Below are 19,703 nucleotides of genomic sequence, written 5' to 3' on the forward strand. Positions count from 1 at the left end.
GTACGTACGTACGTACGTGTAGTAGATTTTTATGGAAAGGTCCTATTCTATTCCAGCGTCTTCATGAAGCGGCTGATGCCATCCAGGCCGGCCTTGAGGTACTCGGCGGTGTTGCCGGCGTAGCCGAGGCGGAAGGAGCCGGGCATTTCGAAGCAGTCGCCGGGCGACACAAACACGCCGGTCCGGTCGAAGAGTTTTTGGCAGAAGTCGTACGAGTTCATGTCAAAATCGTAGTAAAGCAGTGTGATCGAGCCGCCCTGCGGCTTCACCCAGGAGATGTGCGGCTCGCTTTGCACCCAGTCCTCGACGACCTGCAGATTGTTGCGGATCACGTTCTGTCCGCGCTCGATCAGCGTGCCGGCGTGTTTCAGCGCCAGCGCGGCGATAGTGTCGTCGAGGTTGCCGCAGCTGACGAGGTTGTAGTCGCGGTGCGACAGGCAAGAGGCGACGAAATCGTGGTCGCGGCAGGCGATCCAGCCCATGCGCAACCCCGGCATGGAGAACACTTTCGAGGTGCTGCTGGTGGAGATGCCTTTCTCGTAAAGGTCGGCCACCGAGTCGATCCACTCGCCGTTCTGCGTCAGATGCCGGTAGGATTCGTCGCAGAGCAGCCAGGCCCCCGCGGCGCGGGCGATGTCCACGACGCGGCGCAGCGCCTCGTTGGAGATGACAGAGCCGCAGGGATTGTTGGGGTTGATGATGCAGATCATCTTCGTTCCCGGAGCGGCCAGACGTTCCAGTTCGTCGAGATCGGGCTGGAAGCTGTCTTCCTTGCGGAGCTTGAGCCACTTTACGTCGGCGCCATAGCCTTCGGGGATCGAGTAGAGCTGCTGATAAGTCGGCACGATGCTGACCACGCGGTCGCCTGGTTCGATGAGCGTGTAGAAAACGTGGTGGTTCGCACCCGCGGCGCCGTGCGTGGGCACCACGTCCACTGGCCTCAGCGTGCGGTACAGGCCGCAGATGCCCTGCAGTAGTTCCGGCGAACCGCCGATGTGGCCGTAGGACAGGCGGCGCGAGCAGAGCTCCTCGAGAAACGCTTCCCGATCGGTCCCCGTCAGTTCCAACAGGCCATCCAGCGTCAGATTGACCACGCCGGTGCTGGAGATGTTGTACTTGGCGGTCCGTTCGTGAGCGTTGATCCACTCTTCGACTTTAAACGGCTTGACGTACATGGAGATCCCTCCGTCACAGCGGCAGGAATTCGGGCTGGTGGTTTTTGAACACGCAGTAATACGTGAAGCCCGCGTCCTTGAGAATGTCGCCGGCGATGTCGAAGCACGCGCCGATCCGTTCCGGGAAGTGCGCGTCGGAACCGAGCGTGACCAGTTCGCCGCCCAGCTCGCGGTAGCGCTTGAACACCTCGCGTCCGGGACTGGAATCGCGCATGCCCACGACGAGAGATTTTGTGTTCAGCTCGACGGCCTTGTTCTTTCTGATCGCCGTCAGCAGCATGGCGTCGATCAGATCGGCGTACTGCGCGTAAGTGAAGCCCTCGTTTTTGCCGGGGATGTCGCGCAGCACGTAATCGAGATGGCCGACGGTGTCGTAGCCGTCGGTGACGGTCATGTTTTCCAGCTCGGTTTCGAAGTAGGCGCGGATCGAGGCTTCCTTGCTGCGCCCTTCGTAAAGCGTCTGGTCCTCCGTGTCGCGTCCCTCGAAAATGTGCGTCGAACCGATCACCATGTCGAACGGATAGTCGGCGTAGACTTTGTTGTGCTTGGCAGCCAGATGGGGCTGCAGGCCGAACTCGATGCCCAAAAGCATCTCGATGCGCCCTTTGTAGGCTTCGCGCGTTTCCAGCAATTTTTCGACGTAGGCGTCCACGTCGCCGTTTTCGTTCAGCTGGTAAGTGCTGTGCCATTGAGGATAATCGTAATCCTGGTGGTCGGTGATGCAGACGTACTTCATCCCCAGTTTGACGGCGCGGTCGAGCTGGTCTTCGATCGTCGTCTTCGAGTCGCTCGATGCCTCCGTGTGAATGTGAACGTCGCAGTACATTTTCACGCGCCTTTACTGCGCGGCGGCGCGCCGGGCGGCTTTTTCAAGCTGCTTGCGAGTCGGCGACGTGCGCAGGCACAGTCCGGTGAAGCCGTAGAAAATGGCGAGCAGCCAGACGATCCAGCTGAAGAACGAATAGCGCAGGAACGTCGTGCTCGACGAGAAGAGCACGCTGGCGTAAAGAATTCCCGACGAAGTCCAGGGGAAGAAGCCCGAAGTCCCCGTGCCGAAGTCTTCCAGCGTGCGGGACAGGTTCAGCGTGTTGACGCCCATCTCTTCGTATTTGGACTTGAACATGCTGCCGCCGATCAGCAGAGAGACCGTTGAGGAACCGCCGACGGCCGTCAGCACCACCATCGAGATTCCCGTGGTGAGGATCAGGCTGCCCGGGCTCTTGACGAAGCCCATCAGCGAATCCAGCAGCACGTCGAGACAGCCGCACTGCTCGGCGATGGCCGCGAAGTAGAAGCACAGCCAGGTGGCGACGAACGTCTTGTTCATGTCGGCGATGCCGCCGCGCTCGAGCAGCGTTTTGGCCGCCTTGCTCATGGTTGCAATGTCAAAGTCGGGGTGCGCCGCCAGCACCATCTTGGAGTCGAAGCCGCCGTACAGCACGTTGATGGCGTCCCTGGCGGAAAAACCCTGGTAGAGCACGCCGATGACGACGGCGATGAAACCGGCGCCGAAGAGCACCAGCGTCGTGGGCTTCTTCGTGAAGGAGCCCCAGAGCAGGAACGCGACCGGGATCAGCAGCACCCAGTGGAACTTGAACATGGCGCTCAGCGACGCGAGCAGCGCCGCCGAATCCTTGCTGACCACCGCGGGCGTCTCGGGGGAGTTCATGCCGATGAAGACGTAAATGCCGATGGCGATCAGCGCCGCGGGAACGACCGTCTTGGACATGTTGATGATGTGATCGAAAATGTCGTTGTCCGTCGTCAGCGAGGCCAGGACCGTCGTGTCGGAAAGGGGCGACAGCTTGTCGCCGAACTGCGAGCCGGCGTAGCAGGCTCCCGCCACCAGCCCCAGATTCACGTCCGGCATCGCCATGGCCAGCCCCATCATCGCCAGCCCCGCCGTGGACGCCGAACCGTTCGAGGTACCGGTTACGGTCGAGAACACGCAGCAGAGCAAAAAGGCGCAGAGCGCGATCCAGCGCGGCGAGACCACCTGCAGACCATAGTAGATCAGCATCGGAAGCGTGCCGGAAAACATCAGCCCGCCCAGCATGAAGCCGATCGCCAGCAGGATCATGATCACCGGCACCGAACGGCCGATGCGCTTGCCCACCGCCGATTCCATCTCGTCCCAAGCGTAGCCGCACCGCCAGCCGATCAGCGCCGAATAGGCCGCGACCACGACCATCAGCGGCACGTAGTTCAGCCCCCACAAAGCGCCGGCGCCGAACGTCAGCAGCAGGAACACGACGGTCGAAACCGCTTCGAACGTGGTCGGTTTTCTTTTCTCTCGCACTTTTTTCTCCGTGCTGGACATGGGAAAGTCCCTCCCGATCGAGTGTTTTATGCCAAGGGAACCGGCGGTTCCCTAAACATCCTTTTGTCGCTGAAAAAGTTTTAATTTGTATACAATGAAAAGCTTATGACAATAGAATTATACCTTATAACAAAGCGTTGTCAATCAGGACGGAGATATTTTTCAAGAATGACGGAGTACCGCAGCGCAATAACGCGAACAAAAATTGCGCCGGCGGAAAAACGTCGTGCCCGGACAAAAAACGGAGCCGGCCGAGAAACTCGACCGCCCCCCGTTTTTTTGTATGCGATTTCATTTTTTCTTCAGCTGACGCACCACGTCGATGACCGTGCCGTCGCGCCATTCGATGACGCCGACGATCCGGTCGGCGGTTTCGACGGGATCCATGGGGCCGGACATCTGCCTGGCCTTGTCGGCCAATTCGTCCATGGAGATTACCGGCGCGTCCCGGATCCCCCGGCACGCCTCGACCAGGTCGGCGCGGCGTCGACGCATTCGCCGGGCGTCGTCACCGAGTAGACTGTGTCGGTGACGCAGGGGATGCGGCCGCGCAGCAGCGGCTGGGCGATGATCGTCAGCTTGGCGCCGGCCGCCGTGTCCTGATGGCCGCCGATGCCGTGCAGCAGCGCGCCGTCGGCCTCCGTGTTGACGTTGACGTCGCGGTCCACCTCCGTGGCGCCGAGAATGACCACGTCGAGCATGTTGACCGCGGCGCGGAAAAGGTCTGTTGTATTCATGAGCTCGTCCTTTCTGAATGTTGGGGGGAGAGGATATGATGAACTCATTATAAGCTTTTGCTCTGCCTCTCACGATGGTCTGGCGTTATCTTGATATTTTGTGCTATTTCTTGATTGAAACACGGAATATCAAGAGTGCCCCGCAGGGGAGTCCAAAGCGATCTGCGCAACTCACTTTAGACTCTCTCTCGGGGCGCCGTAAAGTTCAATCTTTTAATAAAGAAACAGTATTATCGCTGGTGTTGATTGAATGCGGGGTACCTTGGAAGGCTCTGTTTTATGGCGCCGGCTACCCACACTAAAGAGCGAATGATCAAAAGTATGATCGGCGAGAGTATGGTGGCGTCGCGTCCGTTATGGCGCTGTTTTGTCAAAAAGAGAAACCTCCTCGACAATTTGTTAGTTTCATTCTCATGTTGTCGGTTTTCATGGCTAATGAAATGAGGTAAAATAAAAAGAAAGCAGGACTTTCGGGATTTTCGTGGCGCTGGATAAATGAGACGGTAGAAAATCAAAAAGTTTCGTGTTAAAATGAGCGCCCGTAAAAATCGCTGTACAAGGCTTGCGCCTTTAAAATTTTGAAGCGCTGGAAGGGAATGGGTATGGAAATGATGAGCGATGAAGCATTGGAGAAGATGACATCGACCCTCGTGGAGTTCTGCGAGAGGTTTTACGGCTGGGAGGCGTCGGTGGCGAAGCTGGGGCGGCTGTCCGCGCCGCAGCTGCGTACGATCTGCGTGATCGGGCGCAATGAAGACATCCGCATGAAGGATATCGCCGACCGCATGGAGCTGACCACGGGAACGGTGACCGTGATGATCGATCGTCTTCAGGTCATGGGACTTGTGGAACGGTGCCGGAACGAAAACGACCGCCGTTCCTACAAGATCCTTCTTTCCGAAAGAGGGCGCGCTTATTACGAGGAACACCGCAAGCGCCAGAAAGAGCTCGTCCGCAAGCTGGCTCTGAAAATTTCCGACAGCGATCGCGAGGTGTGCGAGCGCGTGCTCGAAAACTTTATGCATTGCATCTGATCGTTGACGGGATCGTTCGATTTCGGTGATTCGCCAAGAAAAAGTGAAAGCGGCTTTCGTCCTGCAAGCCGCTTCCACTTTTTTTGTCCGAATACCTGAAACGGGCAGAAAATTTTGAGGGAGCCGGAAAATATATTGTCTGAATTTTTGCCGCCCGAGGGAGAGTCCCCGGCGGCGAAAGGCACGAATGAATGGCATCATGCCATGATCTGCAAAAAATTCATCATATCTGTGAGTATCTTGAGGAAGCATACTGAGAAATGACGGATAAAAAAAGAGAACTGTATAAAAATTGTATTTTTATTCGCGAAGCGATGCACAATGTAAATTTTATCGTATAAGGAATAAGGAATTCTGTTTTTTTCTGTTCAAAGTGTGGTGAGTTGGGTGAGATGCCCTTACTGCGGCTCAAAAGAAGTAAGAGAAGTCATCTATGGTTATCTGCCCTTTGACGTGGCGCGAAAGAAGGAAGAGGGAAAAATCGTTTATGGCGGACTCTTTATGCCGGAAGGCGCCGCAAGTTACCAGTGCGCTTGTTGCGGCAAGCGTTGGTGAGTGACGGTACGGATCGAACCGCGGGTATTTTGAAAGGGCGCACGCCGGTGCGTTTTTTCTGGAAAGCCTGCCGGCGTGCGCCGGCAAGTTGATTTTGGCTGAAGGGGGGAACAGGGATTTGTTTGTCTTTGTGCTTACGTTTATCACCTATTTGCTTCTTTCCTGGTCAGGGGAGGCGCTACCCGCTTATGAGTACGCGATCGCGCTGCTGGTGGCGGCGATCCTGTACCTGTCGCTGGGACGGAAGAACCGTTCGCGGCGCTACGGCTGGGGAGGCCTGAGCCCGAAACGCTGGGGACTGTTCGTCTGCTATTTCTTCGGGCCGTTCCTTTGGGCCTTGGTCAGGGCAAATATCGACGTGGCGCTGCGGATCATCACGGGGCGGGTGAAGCCCGGCATCGTCAAGGTCTCTTCGGAGTTGAAGAGCGGCCTGGGACAGACGGTGCTTGCCGATTCGATCACGCTGACGCCGGGGACCATGACGGTGGATATCGATCCCGAAAACGGCGATCTGTACGTCCATTGGATCAACGTGACCGATCTGCGTCCTACGGAGGAAATGGTTTACGGCAGCTTTGGCGCCTGGGCGAGGAGGCTGACTCAATGACGTTTGCGCGTTCGCTCTTCGGCTTTGCGGCCGCGGTTCTCGGCGTGCTGGCCTTCGGCTCGGTGGCGCGCATCGTCTGGGGGCCGACGGACGCCGACCGCGCCGTAGCTCTGGACACCATGAATTCGCTGGTGATCGCGATCATGATCCTGCTGGCGGCCGCTTACGACTCGGTGCTTCTGGTGGATCTGTCCATCGTGTACGGCGGCCTGTCTTTTGTGGCGACGATGTTCCTGGCCCGCTATATCGAGAGGAGGAGCCGCTCATGAGCTGGATCATGTATGTGCTGATCGTTCCCTTTGCGGCGCTCGGTATGCTGGTCAACTCTCTCGGCGTGATCTCCCTGTACCGTTTCAAGGACGTCTACATGCGCATGCACGGCGCCACCAAGTGCAGCACGCTGGGGGCGATTTTCTGCGCGGCGGCGGTGATCGTCTACTGCGTGGCGAGAATTGTCGCCGGCGGTGAACTGCGGTTTGCCGTGTTGATCATCCATATCGTCATGGCGCTGTTCGGGCTGCTGATCGGCAATTCGACGAGCGCCCACGTGCTTTCGCGCGCGGCCTACCGTTCCGGCCTCAAACCCCGGTTTGCCGTGGTGGACGAATTCGACGGCTTCTGCAAAAAGGAGCTTCTTGAAGAGGAAGCCGCCGAGCTGGCGCAGGAAAAGGAGCGTGAGTAAGCGTGGACTGGCTGCATTTTACGGTTTTGATTCTTTTGCTGGTTTCCGGCTTTTTCACGGTATGGTTCCGCGACCTGCTCTGCTCGGTGATCTGTGCCGGAGCCTTCAGTCTGCTGCTGGCGCTTGAGTTTTACATCCTTCAGGCGCCCGACGTGGCCATCGCTCAGGCGGGCATCGGCGCGGCCCTCGACACGGCGATCTTCATCATTGCCCTGACGGGCATCGGTTACGTGCATCGCGGGAACGGAGGCGGGCGCCGATGAAATCCGTGCGGATTCTTTTCGTCATTGCGGCCATTATGATGGGCGGAGCGCTGATGGGCGCGGTTTCGTCGCTGCATCCTTTCGGCATGCCTTCGGCTGAAGGACGCGCGGTGGACGAACACTATCTGAACCGCGCCGGCGCCGATCTGTCGTGCGAAAACGTGGTCACGTCCATCGTCTTCGACTATCGCGGTTTCGACACGATCGGCGAGTCAACGGTGTTGTTTGCGGCGCTTCTCTCGGTGATGATGCTGTTCCGCAAGGGGGGCAGAAAACAATGAAGAACAGGAGCATGCGCCCGCTTTCCGTGATCGCGCGCACGGCCTGCGACATGTACGCGTGGTTCATGGTGGCTTTCGGCGCCTATGTGATCGTCCACGGCGACATCACGCCCGGCGGCGGCTTCCAGGGCGGCGCGATCTGCGCGACGTTCCTGGCGCTGATGCTGGTCACCCAGGGCAGCACCTACGTCTCGGCGTGGCTGAACGAGAATTTTTACAAAGTCTGCCTGTTCCTTGGGCTGTTCATGTTCATCGGTTTCGGCCTGATGGGATTGGGCTGGGCGATGGACGGCACGATGATGCTGAACTGGGCCGCGGTAGCTCACGACCAACTGGCGACGGTAAAGCCATGGTGGCCGCCTTCCGGCACGGTCGCGCTGATGGATATCGCCGTCGGTATCGAAGTCGCCGGCGGGCTGAGCCTGATCCTGATGACGATGTTCCGCGCCATTCGTCTGGGCACGGTTCAGGAGGATGGCATGGGAAAGGAGACTGGCCATGATCAGCGCTAATCTGCCTTATTTCGTGGTGGCCGTGCTTTTCTTGATCGGGCTTCTCGGCGTTCTGCTGGAGACGAACATGATCAAGATCGGCATCGCCATCGACGTGATGGAATCGGCCGCCAACATGTTCCTGATCGTGCTGGGATACCGCGAGGGCGGTTATATCCCGGTCAAGTTCCTGATGCCGGCCGGCACGGAAAACTTTGTGCTGCCCACGCCTCAGGCGCTGACGCTGACGGCCATCGTCATCGCGCTGGCGACGTCGGCGCTGATGCTGTCGCTGATCGTCATGCTGTACCGCCATTACGGCACGCTTGACGTGCGCGAGATCAGGAGGCTGAGAGGATGAGGCTGATGAACCATCTTCCGGCGCTGGCGCTGGCCCTGCCCCTGCTGGCCGCTTTTGCGACGCCTCTCTTCGCCGCGGTGAGCGCCAAGGCGCGCGACCGTTGGGTGACGTGCGTCTCCGCGCTGGTGACGCTGGTCGTCTTCGCGTTGCTGCGTCGCGTGCTCGTCCATGGCACGCAGATCTACGTGATGGGGGCGCCTTCGTGGAACATCTCGTTGCCTTCGGGATTTGCCATCCCCGTGCGCATCATTCTCGAAGTCGACGCGTTCAACGCGCTGGCGGCCTGCGCGGCGGCGCTGGCGCAGCTGGCGGGCACGATCTACGGCCTGAAATTCGTGAAGAAATTCACCGGGCTCGAGTTTTACAGCGCGCTGTTTCTGCTGCTGACGGCCGGCACGATGGGCATGATCCTGACCGGCGACCTGTTCAACTTTTTCGTGTTCCTCGAGATCAGCTCGGTGGCGTCCTTCGGTCTGATCGCGTTTTGGCGCGACCGTCCCGAGTCGGTCGAGGCTTCCTACAAGTACATGTTGGTGTCGCAGCTGGCGGCCCAGTTGGTGCTGGTCGGGCTGGCGTTCATCTACGGGCGTTACGGCGTGCTCAACATGGCTGCTTTCAGCCGCGCCGTGCAGCCCGACCTGATCAGCAAAGTGGTGCTGGTCTTCGTTCTCGTCGCGCTGGGCATGAAGTGCGGCGCGTTCCCGATGCACATGTGGATGCCCGATTCCTACGCCGAGGCCCCCGCTTCCGTGACGGTGATGCTGGTGGCGACCAGTCAGGCTTCGCTCGTGGTGCTCTGCCGCTTCTGCTTCTCGCTGTACGGCACGGCGATCGGTTCGGCGGCGGTGCCCTGGGCGCTGATCGTCATGGGCTGCCTGTCCATGTTCGGCGGCGTGTCCATGGCGGTGGTGCAGCACGAAGTGAAGCGCCTGATGGGCTATCACTCGGTGTCGCAGGTGGGCTATATGCTTACGGCGTTCGGCGTCGGGCTGCTGGCCTTGGGCGACGCGACGGCCATGAACGATTACGGTCTGGCGGCGGTATCCGGCGGACTTTATCACATGATCAACTACATTCTTTACAAGGGATTGCTGTTCCTCTGCGCCGGCGCTCTGTATTACGTCGCGGGCAGCCGCGATCTCGACAAGATGGGCGGCTTGGCGCGGCGCATGCCGGTCACGAGCGTGCTGTTCCTGATCGCCGCGGCCGCCATTTCCGGCCTGCCGCCGTTCAACGGCTTCGTCTCCAAGTGGATGATCTACGAGAGCGTCTACGCGGTCCATCCGTTCCTGATGGTGGTGGCCCTGGTCTCGTCGGTGCTGACGCTGGCTTCCTTCGTCAAGGTCTACCAGACGGCGTTCCTCGGCCCCGAGCGCTCTCAGTTCGCGGCGGTCCGCGAGGTGCCGAAGTCGATGATCGCCGGCATGGTGGTATTGGCGGCGGCGATTCTCGTGCTTTCGCTGTTCCCCTCGTGGACGGTGAACACGCTGGTGCGCCCGGCGGCGGAGGCTCTGGTGGACAAGGCTTCTTACGGAGCGGCAGTGATGGGAGGTGCTTTGTGATGTTCGGCAGCATTTTCTCCGGCGCCGGCTTCTGGGATGCGGGCGCGTGGATCCTGGCGTTCCTCTTCGTGGGGGGAGCAGCGCTTTTCATCCGCCGGATGGGACGCAGCGATTACAAAAAAGGGACCGACCAGGACGAAATTTACTATTCGGGCAACGTCGTCCCCGACGCGGAGGTCTTTACGGTTCCGGCCAGCTCTTCCTACTGGGGATTCCGCGAAGCGCTGAAGGGCTATTATTCCCATCTGACGGCGCTGCACCGCGGCATCGCTACGGAATACGTGGGTTGGTTCGTGTTCACGGCCGCCCTGATTCTCACGTTTGTGCTCGTTTAGGAGGCTGCCGTCATGAAGCTGGAAAATTATCTTCAGGTCCTGCCCAAGTCGCTGTGGGTTTTTACGCTCAACAGCGGTTCCTGCAACGGCTGCGACATTGAAATCGTCGCCAGCCTGACGCCCCGTTACGACATCGAGCGTCTCGGGCTGAAGCTGACGGGCACTCCGCGCCATGCCGACGTCCTTCTGGTCACCGGACCGGTGACGCGTTTCATGGAGCCGAAGCTGCGCCAGATCTACGCGCAGATCCCCGACCCCAAGGTGGTCATCGCCGTGGGCAACTGCGCCACTTCCGGCGACGTGTTCTACAAATCCTACAATCTCGTCGGCCCCGTGGATCGCATCGTGCCCGTAGACGTGTACGTCCACGGCTGCGCCATCCGTCCCGAAGCGCTGATCGAGGGCGTGGCCAAGGCGGTCACGCTGCTGGAGGCCAAGCGGGCCGGGCTGTTGAACAAGAGCGCGGTGGGAGAGGGGGCGTAATCCGCGATGGACATGAGGGCAAGCGCGCAATCGAAAAAATATCCCACGTCGATGGAAATCTACGCGGATAAAAATGTGAATTACAAAACGCCTCAGGAAGCGCTCGAGTTTCTTCGGAGCCGTTTCGGCGACGCCGTGACGGAAACGGAGCTGCGCGAGTACAAAGAGGGCGTGTGCCAGTATTCGCGCTGGCATCTGCTGCTTACCGTGAGGCGCGAGAGGTTTCTCGATCTCGTGGACGCCCTCGGCGAGCTGGACTTTCCCCATTTTCACGTGGCCAGCGGCAACGACGACGGCGACACGATCCGGCAGATCTACCACTTCTCGCTGTTCCGCCGCGAAGGACGCGGCAGGGAGCTGACGGTCACGGTCACGGTGCGCGTGCCCAAGACCGACCTGGTCATGCCGTCGCTGCACGGGCGCAATCCCGGCGTCGGCTTCAGCGAGCGCGAGATGAACGAAATGCTTGGCGTCGCTCACGACGGACAGCCCAACACGGATCTCGTTTTCCTGCCCGACGGCTGGGACCGCACGATCCTGCCCTGGCGCCGCGACGAGACCGGCCCCGAAGGCAAGGGCGTCATCAATGAGCTCGATTAGGAGGTGCCGTGATGACCAAAACTTATAAACTTCCCATCGGTCCCGCGCACGTGGGACTCAAGGAACCTGTTACGGCATGGCTCGACATCGAGGGAGAGCGCATCGTCGACGCGACGGTCCGCCCCGGAGCGATCCATCGTGGCATCGAGTTTATGAGCCGCGAGCGCAATCCCGTCCAGGTCATCTTTCTGGCCGAGCGGATCTGCGGCATCTGTTCGTTCAGCCATTCCATCGCGTACGCCAAGGCCGTGGAAGACGCCGCCAAAGTCGAGGTGCCCGTGCGCGGTCAGTACATCCGCTCGCTGGTGCTGGAACTGGAGCGCGTTCACTCCCACATCCTCTGGCTGAGCGTGGCCTGCTATTCGATCGGTTTCGACAGCGCCTTTCACCTCGGCATGGCTCTGCGCGAAAAGGTCATGGACGTCCTGGAAGCGCTCACCGGCAACCGCGTCAACTACGCCGTGACGGCCATCGGCGGCGTGCGCTGGGACGTGACGCCGAAGGTGGACCGCGTCGTGCGCGACATGATCGCGTATTACCGCAGCGAGTTCCACGAATATTACGACGCCGTGATCAACGATCCGGTGGTCAAGGCCCGTCTGCGCGACGTGGGCGTGCTCCCTACGGGCGACGCCGTGCGTCTGGACGCGCTCGGGCCGACGTCGCGCGGCAGCGGCGTGCGCGCCGACGTGCGCGAGTCGTCGCCCTACGACGCGTACTGCGACATTCCCGTCAAGGCCATCGTGCCTCAGGACTATTTCGGCGAAGTTCACGGCGACGTGCTCGACCGTTTCCTCGTGCGCCTGCTCGAGGTCTATCAGTCGCTCGATCTGCTCGAAAGCATTCTCGACGGGCTGCCCGAAGGGCCGATCACGGCGTTCCCGAAGCCGGTCGCCGGACTGGCCAAACTGAAGGCGGCCGGCGGCTTCGGCTACGGCTGCATCGAGGCCCCCCGCGGCGACGTCACGCACGTGGTGGAGCTGAAAGCCGGCGACGAAAACGTCTTCATGTGGAAAGTCCGTGCCCCCACCTATGCGAACGCCCAGGCCTGGCCGCTGATGTTCATCGGCAACGAGATCGCCGACGCGGCGCTGATCATCAACAGCATCGACCCGTGCATCTCCTGCATGGAGCGCATGGTGCTGACCGACCGCGCGGCGAACCGTCAGGGCGTCGTCACCAAGGACGAGCTTTTGCAGATGAGCCGCGAAAAGACGGCTGACCTGAGGAGGAAGATAGGCCAATGCTGATTGTGAGAATCGTCCTCGCGCTTCTGCTGTCGTTCTTTGTCGTTCTTTTTGCGCTGTATTTTCAGGCGCTGGACCGCATCGGTCACGCCCGTATGCAGCGTCGTCTCGGGCCGCCCCTCCTGCAGGGGTTTTACGATTTCTTCAAGCTGCTCGGCAAGGAGAACATCACGCCGCGCCGCGCGGTAGGCTGGATTTTCAACGGCGCGCCGGTGCTCGCGCTGGCGACGGGGCTGATGATCTTCCTGTACATTCCCATGGGCTCGGTGCCGGCGGTGCTTTCCGGCCGCGGCGACATGATCACCGTGCTGTACCTGATCACGCTGTCGAGCATCTGTCTGGCCATGGCGGCCTTCGCTTCCGGTTCGCCGATCGCCACGATCGGCGCTCAGCGCGAGATCGTGCTGATGATGAGCTTCGAGATCCCTACGGCGATCATCGTCTCCTCGATCGCATGGCTGGCCAGCCGGGCCGGCGTACCGGGCGCCCCCTTCGCGCTGTCGACGTACAACCTCAGCAGCCCGTGGAGCATGGTGGGCTGGAGCGGCTTCATCGGCCTGATCTGCTTTCTCTTCTCGGCGCTGATGATCACCCCGGGCGAAAGCGGCACGGGGCTGATGGACATTGCCGAGGCCAAGACGGAGATCCTCGAGGGCATGACGGTGGAGTTCAGCGGCGTCAACCTGGCGCTGGTCAATCTGTCGATCACCGTGCGCTCGCTGGCTTTTTCGGCGCTGATCGTGAGCCTGTTCTTTCCCGGATCGCTGTTCGCCGGCAGTCTGCCCAGAGCCGCGGGCTACGTCGTGGATTTCTTCTGGTTCTGGCTGAAGGTGTTGGCTGTGGCGCTGGTCGGCGTCACGTATCTGCGCAGCGTCTTCGGACGGCTCAAGATCTGGCAGGCCGCGCGTTTCTACTGGGGGTACGTGGGACTGCTGTCCCTCGCCGGCATGATCCTGATCACCGTCGAGATCATGCTTCGCTAAAGGAAAGGGAGGAGATCCGCGATGCTGAACGCCATGTCGCTGACGGTGCTCCGTCAGTTCTTTATGCGCTGCCTGACCCGTCCTTTCCCCGCCATGCGCATGCCCGATTCCATGAGCGGCGCGCTGCAGGCGGCGGCCGAGGGCAAAGTTGCCCTCAATCCTGCCGTGCCGCGCTGGGGGCGCTTTCGAGGGCGTCTGAATTACGACCGCGCCAAGTGCATCGGCTGCGGCATGTGCACCAAAGTCTGTCCGGCGCGCGCCATCGTCTTCGATCCCGACACCGAAGGGCAGAAGCCCCGCAAGGTGATGCTGCACGGCGACCGCTGCTGCTTCTGCGCGCAGTGCAACGACGTCTGTCCGGTGTCGGCGCTGAGCATGACGACCGATTTTGCCTTCTCCAGCTCCGGCGACCGCAAAGCCGGCACGACCCGGAAGGACACGGGCAAGGCGGTCCGGCTGCCGTTCCAGAAAGAATGGCTCGACCCCAAACCGGGCGAAGTGGAGGAGTTCCTGCCGCCGGAACTGCCCGAGGAAGTTGCCGCGTTTTCCGCAGAACCGCCGGCGCCTGCCGCGCAGCCCGCTGCGGTTGAAGGGAAATAAGCGCGTTTCGTTGGCGCAAAAAAATCGCCCGGTCTTCGCAAGACCGGGCGATTTTTTGCGGGCCCCGTTCCGTTTTTCAGGCGGCGCGTGAAAAAAATTTTCTTTGGTCACTTGATTCATTTTTTGCGAGTGTGTATCATAATAAAATGTTGCCCTGAAAAGAGTCAGGGCGTTTTCATGAGAAGGAGGCGGTCGGAAACCGATGGATCAACACGCTGACGGTATTCCCTTACGATTCGGCACAATAGCTCCGGCGGTTTTCGTCCGGCCCTGACGTCCCTTTCGCGTCGGCGCGCCGCCGCTGCCGGAATGCGAAAGGAGTGTTTTTTTTGGAATGCAACAAACTTTTTGAACAGATCGAGAACTGCATCGACCAGAAGCGCTTCCGCGAAGCCAAGGAGCTGCTCTCCGACATGGAGCCGATCGACATCGCCGAAGGGTTGGAGCGCGATCTGTCGCCGGCCCGCCTGGTGTTTTATTTCCGATTGCTGCCCAAGGATCTGGCCGTCGAGGTGTTCGAGCTGTTGGACATCGAAGAGCAAGAACGCTTTTTGCAGCACGCCACGGACGACGAAGTCAAGGAAATGATCGAGGAAATGTCCGACGACGACCGCACGGAGCTGTTCGACGAGCTGCCGGCGACCACGGTCAAGCGCCTGCTGCAGAAGCTGTCGCCCGAGGAGCGCAAGCTGGCCAACACGCTGCTGGGCTATCCACAGGACAGCGCCGGCCGCATCATGACGCCCGAGTACATCGACCTCAAGGCGCACATGACCGCCGAAGCGGCGCTCGTGCGTATCCGTCAGAAGGCCCGCAGCAAGGAGACCATCTACACGTGCTGCGTCACCGACGAGGGGCGCCACCTGCTCGGCATGGTCGAGCTGGAAGACTTGATCCTCGCCGACCCGCAGACGGAAGTGCTCGACATCATGGACGGCGGCCCCGTTTCCGTGCCGACTACGGCCGATCAGGAGGAAGCCGCGCAGCTCATCTCCCGCTACGACCTGCACACGCTGCCGGTGGTGGACAGGGAAAACCGCCTGGTCGGGATCATCACTTTCGACGACATTCTCGACGTCGTCGAAGAAGAAGCCACGGAAGATTTCGAACGCATGGCGGGCATCGAGCCGGTCGAGGAGGATTACCTCGACGCCGGCCTGCTTACCGTCGCGCGCAAGCGCTTCATCTGGCTGATCATCTGCATCGTCGCCGAAGCGCTGACGTCGACGGTGCTCAAACATTATTCGCCGATCGTGCAGCGCGTGGTGTCGCTGACGTTTTTCGTGCCGCTGCTGATCGGCACCGGCGGCAACGCCGGCACGCAGGCGGCGACGCTGATGATCCGCGGCATGACCGTGGGCGAAGTGCAGTGGCGCGACCTGGGGCGGATCATCCTGCGCGAGACGACGACGGGGCTTCTGCTCGGAAGCGCGCTGGGCCTGCTGGGCGTGGCGCGCGCGTGGATGATCGGCACGGGAACGGCCGTTGCCTGGACGGTAGCCGCGGCGGTGACGCTGATCGTGCTGCTGGGCAACCTGGCGGGAACGCTGCTGCCGTTGCTGGCCCGAGCCGTGCGGCTGGACCCGGCGATCATGTCGGGGCCGCTGATCACGACGGTCGTCGACGTCTGCGGGCTGATCGTTTATTTCGAGCTCGCCGGCGTCTTCATCGGCCTGAATTGAGCGGCCTGTGTCCGCGATGAGGTGACGAACATGAAAAAAATCTGCGTTTTGGACCGGGAGGACGACCCGCCATGTCCGCCCGCATGGGATACAGTTCTCGTTTGAAGACGCTGCTGCAGCAGGGGCGCCTGGACGAAGCCCGGCTGATGATCCGGGGCATGGCGCCGGAAGTGCTGGAGGAAGAACTGCTGCGCCTGCCGCCGCGAAGCGGCCTGGCGCTGTGCAGCATTTTGAAGCCGCCCCGCCTGGCCGTGCTGATCGAAGGGCTGTCGCGCCGCGAGCGGCAGAAGCTGCTGAGCAGCGCTTCGATCCCCGAGCTGCGGGGGCTGTTCCTGTCGCTGCCGGAACGTCTGCTGCCGGAACTGCTGAACGCCCTGCCCTCGCGCCAAAAGCATCCGCTGCTGGAAAAGCTGCCGAAGAATCTGCAAAAGCTTTTGCAACCCAAAAAGGAGTGGGCGGAGGATTCCGTCGGCTACATCATGAGCGGCGACGGCGTGGTCCTGTCGCCGCGGGACACGGTCGCCGAAGCGCTGGACAAGATCCGGCGCGACGCGCCCGGCAAGGATCTGGTCTATCACTGTTTCGTCATCGACGGCGAGCGCTTCGTCGGCACGGCGGCGCTGGAAGATCTTGTCCTCGCCGCGCCGGAGGAAAAAGTCGCGCAGCTCACGGAAGAGGACTGCCACGCCGTGCCGCCGGAGATGGACCGCGCCGAGGCGGCGCGCATCATGTCGCGCTACGACGTGCAGGTGCTGCCGGTCGTGAAAGACGGGCGGCTCCTCGGCGCGCTGCCCTTCGACGACGTGCTCGACGTCATGGAAGACGAAAATACGGAGCTGTTCCACCACGCCGGCGGACTTTACGGCGATAACGACGAGGGCAGCCTGTGGGGCGAAGCGCTGCGGCGCTTTCCCTGCCTGTTGCTGTGCCTGGTGACGGGCATCCTCACCACGGGCATCATGGAAAATTACGAGGGCATGCTCTCGCAGGTGCTGGCGCTTTCGTTCTTCGTGCCACTGCTGATCGACACGGGCGGCAACGTGGGCGCGCAGATCTCGGTGCTGATCATCCGCTCCATGGGACTAGGGCGGATGGAAAGCAACGTGCTGGGGCGCGTGCTGCTGCGCGAGCTGGTCACGGCCCTGCTGCTGGGCGGCGCCATGGCGCTGCTGGCGGCGGGACGGTCGCTTTTCATCGGCGCGGGAGGGCAGGTCACGTTCGTGGTCGCCATGGCGATGGTCTGCGTGGTCGTCGCCTCCGATCTGCTCGGCGCGGTCATGCCCTTCGTGGTCAAACGCCTCGGCTTCGACCCGGCGCTGATCTCCGGGCCGCTGCTGGCGACGATCGTCGACGTGCTCGGCCTGGCGCTGTATTTCGCCGTGGCCAGCGCGGTGCTGCTGTAGCCGTCTGTGAACGGTGGGAGCGCGACGCTCCCGAAGCGGGGAAGAGGTTGGAAATGAATCGAAACGCGGAGCCGCAGGAAAAAAATTCGTCATACCGCTACGTCATTGCGGCCGTGAGTTTCATGTTCATGTTTGTGGCCATGGGGCTGGGCAACGCGCCCAACGGGCAATACCTTGCTCCGGTGACGCGGGAGTTCGGTCTGAGCCGGGCCGATTTTTCCCTGACCTTCAGCATGAGATATTTGTTCACGACGATTTTCAATCTGCTGTGGGTGAAAATTTTTACGAAAATCGGCATCCGCCTGATGGTCGGCGTCGGCTTTCTGATCCTTGCAACGGCGTTTTTCATCTTTTCGTCTTCCAGTACGCTGCCCGGGTTTTACGTCGGCGGCATCCTGCAGGGCGCCGCGCTGGCCCTGTGCATCAGCGCGTCCTGCTCTTATCTGGTGGACCACTGGTTCGCGGAACGCAAGGGCACCGTGCTGGGCGTTGTCTTTGCCGCCAGCGGCATCGGCGGCGCTCTCGGCAACGTGCTCGTGGCGCGCTGGATCGCGCGGAGCGGCTGGCGTTTTTCCTACCGGTTGACTTCGTTCCTGATCCTCGGGCTCGGGCTCGGCCTGACGTCGTTCGTGCGCACGCGCCGCGCGCCGGAAAACGCCGCTTTGGAAAGGGCGCGTGCAGAGCCCTCCGGCGGCGGACCGTCGCTTGCGGAGTTACGCCGCACGAGTCGTTTTTACGCGCTGTTCGCGATCGTGTTCGTGCTTGGCTGGCTGTGCAATCCTGTCTACACGGTCGCTCCCGCGCATCTCGTGGACCGCGGTTTCGATCCCGTCTTCGCCGGGCAGATGACGGGGCTGATGTTCATCGCGCTGGGCGCGGCCAAGATTCTCTGGGGCGCGCTGTACGACCGCTTCGGGCTCCGTCCTGTGTTTCTGACGAGCTGCGCCTGCGGCATCGCCGCGCTGCTGACGCTTGCCCGCGCCTCAAGCGAGCTTTCCGCCGTCGCGTTCGCCGTGCTGCTGGGCTTTGCCATGCCGGTGGAAACGATTATTGTGCCGCTGCTGGTGATGAACCTTCTGGGGGCTCGGGCGTACGCCGCCATGATCGGCGTTTTCTTCGCGCTCATGTCCGCCGGCATCGCCGTCGGTAACCCGCTGATCAATTTCGGTTACAGTCTCGCCGGCAGTTACTCGCCCGTGCTGGCCCTCTACGCCGGGCTCTTCGCGCTCTGCGCGGCGCTGTATCTGTGGTGCGAACGCGAGGCGAAACGTTTTGAGAAAAGGACCCGCTGAAAAGCCGCGGCAGGAAAAACCGGAAACAGCCGCTCCGTTTCCGGATTTTTCTTGTTCATGCGCCACGGCGTCGTGAAGGTGGAAACGATGAAAAGAATTTTCTTGCTTTTGGTCCTGGCGCTGGCGGCGCGTTCCGCTTCCGCCTTCGAAGACGCGAGGCAGAACGCTGCCGCCGATCTGATGCGCCGCTGCGAGACGGTGCTGTGGGAAGAAAAGTTGAAGCGCGTGCCCGATTTCGACGTGCGCCTCGATCCCGATCACACCGGTTTGGTGGGCGAGGAGTTCACCGCGCTGGCCACGACCCCAGGCAGCTGGCACGACAAGCGCGCGGCCGCCCAGCCGGAAATGGCCGGGGCCGTGGCCGGCTATCTGATCCGCGCCGGCGTCAAAGAGGGGGACTGGATCGGCATCAACGCCACCAGTTCTTACCCCGGTTTCACGATGGCTGCGCTCTGCGCTGCGCGAACGCTGAAACTGAACACGGTCTTCGTGCTCTCCTACGGCGCTTCCATGTACGGCGGCACGCTGCCGCGGTTTACCGTGCCGGTGATGCTCGACGCGCTGCGCGAACGCGGCGTCGTGGACGTGAAGATCGACGCGCTGACGCCGGGCGGCGTGGACGACCGCATGCGCCGGAACGTTCTCGACGAGGACGTGCTGCCGCTCGTGCGCCGGCTCATGGGCGAGCGCCGCGAAACCTGCATGATCCCGGCGGACCTCCGCATGTCCATGGCTTTCCGGCAGATGCTCTTCGCTGCAAAGCCCATCAAAGCCTTCGTCAGCTGCGGAGGTTCGTGGCTGAGCCTTGGCCGCAGCATGGAGGAAGGCGCCGTTCTGCCTCACGGGCTGATCATGCCGCCATGGCCCGTGAAGCCGAAGACGTGGGATCGCGGTCTGATCATGGATTTCCTCGAAAAAGGCGTGCCCTGCATCCATCTGCTGTTCACCAAAGGCGTGTGCCGCGATTGGAATCTGCCCCACGGCACGGGGCCCGAGCCTAATTTTTGATG

General features: G+C 61.2%; 22 protein-coding genes and 1 pseudogene. 19 read left to right on the plus strand and 4 right to left on the minus strand.

Annotated elements, in window-relative coordinates:
• Positions 1-47: 47 nt before the first annotated feature.
• The 4 genes and pseudogenes from HMPREF7215_RS03000 to HMPREF7215_RS12705 form a co-directional block, all read right to left on the minus strand.
• Entirely contained in the window at positions 48-1,175 is a 1,128-nt protein-coding gene (locus tag HMPREF7215_RS03000) for an aminotransferase (protein ID WP_009164160.1), read from the minus strand.
• Between the two features lie 13 nt (positions 1,176-1,188).
• Positions 1,189-2,001: a histidinol-phosphatase HisJ family protein gene (locus HMPREF7215_RS03005; RefSeq protein WP_009164161.1), complete on the minus strand. Its 813-nt coding sequence runs from the start codon at positions 1,999-2,001 to the stop codon at positions 1,189-1,191.
• A gap of 12 nt (positions 2,002-2,013) precedes the next feature.
• Positions 2,014-3,495 carry a Na+/H+ antiporter NhaC family protein gene (locus HMPREF7215_RS03010; RefSeq protein WP_009164162.1) on the minus strand — a complete coding sequence of 494 codons (1,482 nt, stop codon included), beginning with the start codon at positions 3,493-3,495 and terminating at the stop codon, positions 2,014-2,016.
• Positions 3,496-3,786: 291 nt separating this feature from the next.
• Positions 3,787-4,280: pseudogene (locus HMPREF7215_RS12705) on the minus strand (citrate lyase subunit alpha).
• A gap of 554 nt (positions 4,281-4,834) precedes the next feature.
• On the opposite strand from HMPREF7215_RS12705, the gene HMPREF7215_RS03020 reads away from it, so the two are divergent.
• The 19 genes from HMPREF7215_RS03020 (at position 4,835) to pgsW (ending at position 19,701) form a co-directional block, all read left to right on the plus strand.
• A complete protein-coding gene (locus HMPREF7215_RS03020) occupies positions 4,835-5,266 on the plus strand; it encodes a MarR family winged helix-turn-helix transcriptional regulator (RefSeq protein ID WP_009164167.1) in 432 nt (143 codons plus the stop codon).
• A 673-nt stretch (positions 5,267-5,939) separates the two neighbouring features.
• Positions 5,940-6,428: a Na+/H+ antiporter subunit E gene (locus tag HMPREF7215_RS03025; protein ID WP_009164170.1), complete on the plus strand. Its 489-nt coding sequence runs from the start codon at positions 5,940-5,942 to the stop codon at positions 6,426-6,428.
• On the plus strand, positions 6,425-6,697 hold the full coding sequence (locus HMPREF7215_RS03030; RefSeq protein WP_009164171.1) for a monovalent cation/H+ antiporter complex subunit F: 273 nt from the start codon (positions 6,425-6,427) through the stop codon (positions 6,695-6,697). Before HMPREF7215_RS03025 ends, HMPREF7215_RS03030 begins: the two co-directional genes overlap by 4 nt.
• Complete coding sequence (mnhG, locus tag HMPREF7215_RS03035; RefSeq protein WP_009164172.1) at positions 6,694-7,110, plus strand: monovalent cation/H(+) antiporter subunit G; 417 nt, start codon at positions 6,694-6,696, stop codon at positions 7,108-7,110. Before HMPREF7215_RS03030 ends, mnhG begins: the two co-directional genes overlap by 4 nt.
• A gap of 2 nt (positions 7,111-7,112) precedes the next feature.
• Positions 7,113-7,373 (plus strand): hydrogenase subunit MbhD domain-containing protein, encoded by a 261-nt coding sequence (locus HMPREF7215_RS03040; RefSeq protein ID WP_009164173.1) that lies wholly within the window; start codon positions 7,113-7,115, stop codon positions 7,371-7,373.
• Positions 7,370-7,654, plus strand: coding sequence for a hydrogen gas-evolving membrane-bound hydrogenase subunit E (gene mbhE / locus HMPREF7215_RS03045; RefSeq protein ID WP_009164174.1), 285 nt, complete (start codon positions 7,370-7,372; stop codon positions 7,652-7,654). The genes HMPREF7215_RS03040 and mbhE overlap by 4 nt, the downstream gene beginning before the upstream one ends.
• Positions 7,651-8,166 (plus strand): MnhB domain-containing protein, encoded by a 516-nt coding sequence (locus HMPREF7215_RS03050; RefSeq protein WP_009164175.1) that lies wholly within the window; start codon positions 7,651-7,653, stop codon positions 8,164-8,166. The genes mbhE and HMPREF7215_RS03050 overlap by 4 nt, the downstream gene beginning before the upstream one ends.
• Positions 8,153-8,506 (plus strand): sodium:proton antiporter, encoded by a 354-nt coding sequence (locus tag HMPREF7215_RS03055; protein ID WP_009164176.1) that lies wholly within the window; start codon positions 8,153-8,155, stop codon positions 8,504-8,506. The genes HMPREF7215_RS03050 and HMPREF7215_RS03055 overlap by 14 nt, the downstream gene beginning before the upstream one ends.
• Positions 8,503-10,068 carry a proton-conducting transporter transmembrane domain-containing protein gene (locus HMPREF7215_RS03060; RefSeq protein ID WP_009164177.1) on the plus strand — a complete coding sequence of 522 codons (1,566 nt, stop codon included), beginning with the start codon at positions 8,503-8,505 and terminating at the stop codon, positions 10,066-10,068. Before HMPREF7215_RS03055 ends, HMPREF7215_RS03060 begins: the two co-directional genes overlap by 4 nt.
• The gene (locus HMPREF7215_RS03065) at positions 10,068-10,403 is read left to right on the plus strand and encodes a hypothetical protein (RefSeq protein ID WP_009164178.1); all 336 of its coding nucleotides are present in this window, start codon (positions 10,068-10,070) and stop codon (positions 10,401-10,403) included. The genes HMPREF7215_RS03060 and HMPREF7215_RS03065 overlap by 1 nt, the downstream gene beginning before the upstream one ends.
• Positions 10,404-10,415: 12 nt before the next feature.
• Positions 10,416-10,886: an NADH-quinone oxidoreductase subunit B family protein gene (locus HMPREF7215_RS03070; protein ID WP_009164179.1), complete on the plus strand. Its 471-nt coding sequence runs from the start codon at positions 10,416-10,418 to the stop codon at positions 10,884-10,886.
• A gap of 6 nt (positions 10,887-10,892) precedes the next feature.
• Positions 10,893-11,486, plus strand: a complete 594-nt coding sequence (locus HMPREF7215_RS03075; protein WP_009164180.1) for an NADH-quinone oxidoreductase subunit C — start codon at positions 10,893-10,895, stop codon at positions 11,484-11,486.
• 11 nt (positions 11,487-11,497) lie between these two features.
• Positions 11,498-12,736, plus strand: coding sequence for a hydrogenase large subunit (locus HMPREF7215_RS03080; protein ID WP_040550302.1), 1,239 nt, complete (start codon positions 11,498-11,500; stop codon positions 12,734-12,736).
• Complete coding sequence (locus HMPREF7215_RS03085) at positions 12,730-13,716, plus strand: respiratory chain complex I subunit 1 family protein (RefSeq protein ID WP_009164182.1); 987 nt, start codon at positions 12,730-12,732, stop codon at positions 13,714-13,716. The genes HMPREF7215_RS03080 and HMPREF7215_RS03085 overlap by 7 nt, the downstream gene beginning before the upstream one ends.
• A gap of 21 nt (positions 13,717-13,737) precedes the next feature.
• Positions 13,738-14,316 carry a 4Fe-4S dicluster domain-containing protein gene (locus HMPREF7215_RS03090; protein ID WP_009164183.1) on the plus strand — a complete coding sequence of 193 codons (579 nt, stop codon included), beginning with the start codon at positions 13,738-13,740 and terminating at the stop codon, positions 14,314-14,316.
• 320 nt (positions 14,317-14,636) lie between these two features.
• The gene (gene mgtE, locus HMPREF7215_RS03095; protein WP_374044426.1) at positions 14,637-15,998 is read left to right on the plus strand and encodes a magnesium transporter; all 1,362 of its coding nucleotides are present in this window, start codon (positions 14,637-14,639) and stop codon (positions 15,996-15,998) included.
• A gap of 71 nt (positions 15,999-16,069) precedes the next feature.
• Positions 16,070-17,401 (plus strand): magnesium transporter, encoded by a 1,332-nt coding sequence (mgtE, locus tag HMPREF7215_RS03100; protein ID WP_009164185.1) that lies wholly within the window; start codon positions 16,070-16,072, stop codon positions 17,399-17,401.
• A gap of 53 nt (positions 17,402-17,454) precedes the next feature.
• The gene (locus HMPREF7215_RS03105) at positions 17,455-18,693 is read left to right on the plus strand and encodes an MFS transporter (RefSeq protein WP_009164186.1); all 1,239 of its coding nucleotides are present in this window, start codon (positions 17,455-17,457) and stop codon (positions 18,691-18,693) included.
• Between the two features lie 87 nt (positions 18,694-18,780).
• Entirely contained in the window at positions 18,781-19,701 is a 921-nt protein-coding gene (gene pgsW, locus HMPREF7215_RS03110; RefSeq protein WP_198004542.1) for a poly-gamma-glutamate system protein, read from the plus strand.
• The last annotated feature ends 2 nt before the right edge of the window (positions 19,702-19,703 follow it).

It is taken from the genome of Pyramidobacter piscolens W5455, from assembly GCF_000177335.1.
Classification (GTDB): Bacteria; Synergistota; Synergistia; order Synergistales; family Dethiosulfovibrionaceae; genus Pyramidobacter; species Pyramidobacter piscolens.

Bases quoted from the DNA above. Each gene is read 5' to 3' on its own strand.
- HMPREF7215_RS03000 (WP_009164160.1), bottom strand. From the start codon at position 1,175: ATGTACGTCAAGCCGTTTAAAGTCGAAGAGTGGATCAACGCTCACGAA.
- HMPREF7215_RS03005 (WP_009164161.1), bottom strand. From the start codon at position 2,001: ATGTACTGCGACGTTCACATTCACACGGAGGCATCGAGCGACTCGAAG.
- HMPREF7215_RS03010 (WP_009164162.1), bottom strand. From the start codon at position 3,495: ATGTCCAGCACGGAGAAAAAAGTGCGAGAGAAAAGAAAACCGACCACG.
- HMPREF7215_RS03020 (WP_009164167.1), top strand. From the start codon at position 4,835: ATGGAAATGATGAGCGATGAAGCATTGGAGAAGATGACATCGACCCTC.
- HMPREF7215_RS03030 (WP_009164171.1), top strand. From the start codon at position 6,425: ATGACGTTTGCGCGTTCGCTCTTCGGCTTTGCGGCCGCGGTTCTCGGC.
- mnhG (WP_009164172.1), top strand. From the start codon at position 6,694: ATGAGCTGGATCATGTATGTGCTGATCGTTCCCTTTGCGGCGCTCGGT.
- mbhE (WP_009164174.1), top strand. From the start codon at position 7,370: ATGAAATCCGTGCGGATTCTTTTCGTCATTGCGGCCATTATGATGGGC.
- HMPREF7215_RS03050 (WP_009164175.1), top strand. From the start codon at position 7,651: ATGAAGAACAGGAGCATGCGCCCGCTTTCCGTGATCGCGCGCACGGCC.
- HMPREF7215_RS03055 (WP_009164176.1), top strand. From the start codon at position 8,153: ATGATCAGCGCTAATCTGCCTTATTTCGTGGTGGCCGTGCTTTTCTTG.
- HMPREF7215_RS03060 (WP_009164177.1), top strand. From the start codon at position 8,503: ATGAGGCTGATGAACCATCTTCCGGCGCTGGCGCTGGCCCTGCCCCTG.
- HMPREF7215_RS03065 (WP_009164178.1), top strand. From the start codon at position 10,068: ATGTTCGGCAGCATTTTCTCCGGCGCCGGCTTCTGGGATGCGGGCGCG.
- HMPREF7215_RS03070 (WP_009164179.1), top strand. From the start codon at position 10,416: ATGAAGCTGGAAAATTATCTTCAGGTCCTGCCCAAGTCGCTGTGGGTT.
- HMPREF7215_RS03075 (WP_009164180.1), top strand. From the start codon at position 10,893: ATGGACATGAGGGCAAGCGCGCAATCGAAAAAATATCCCACGTCGATG.
- HMPREF7215_RS03080 (WP_040550302.1), top strand. From the start codon at position 11,498: ATGACCAAAACTTATAAACTTCCCATCGGTCCCGCGCACGTGGGACTC.
- HMPREF7215_RS03085 (WP_009164182.1), top strand. From the start codon at position 12,730: ATGCTGATTGTGAGAATCGTCCTCGCGCTTCTGCTGTCGTTCTTTGTC.
- HMPREF7215_RS03090 (WP_009164183.1), top strand. From the start codon at position 13,738: ATGCTGAACGCCATGTCGCTGACGGTGCTCCGTCAGTTCTTTATGCGC.
- mgtE (WP_009164185.1), top strand. From the start codon at position 16,070: ATGTCCGCCCGCATGGGATACAGTTCTCGTTTGAAGACGCTGCTGCAG.
- HMPREF7215_RS03105 (WP_009164186.1), top strand. From the start codon at position 17,455: ATGAATCGAAACGCGGAGCCGCAGGAAAAAAATTCGTCATACCGCTAC.
- pgsW (WP_198004542.1), top strand. From the start codon at position 18,781: ATGAAAAGAATTTTCTTGCTTTTGGTCCTGGCGCTGGCGGCGCGTTCC.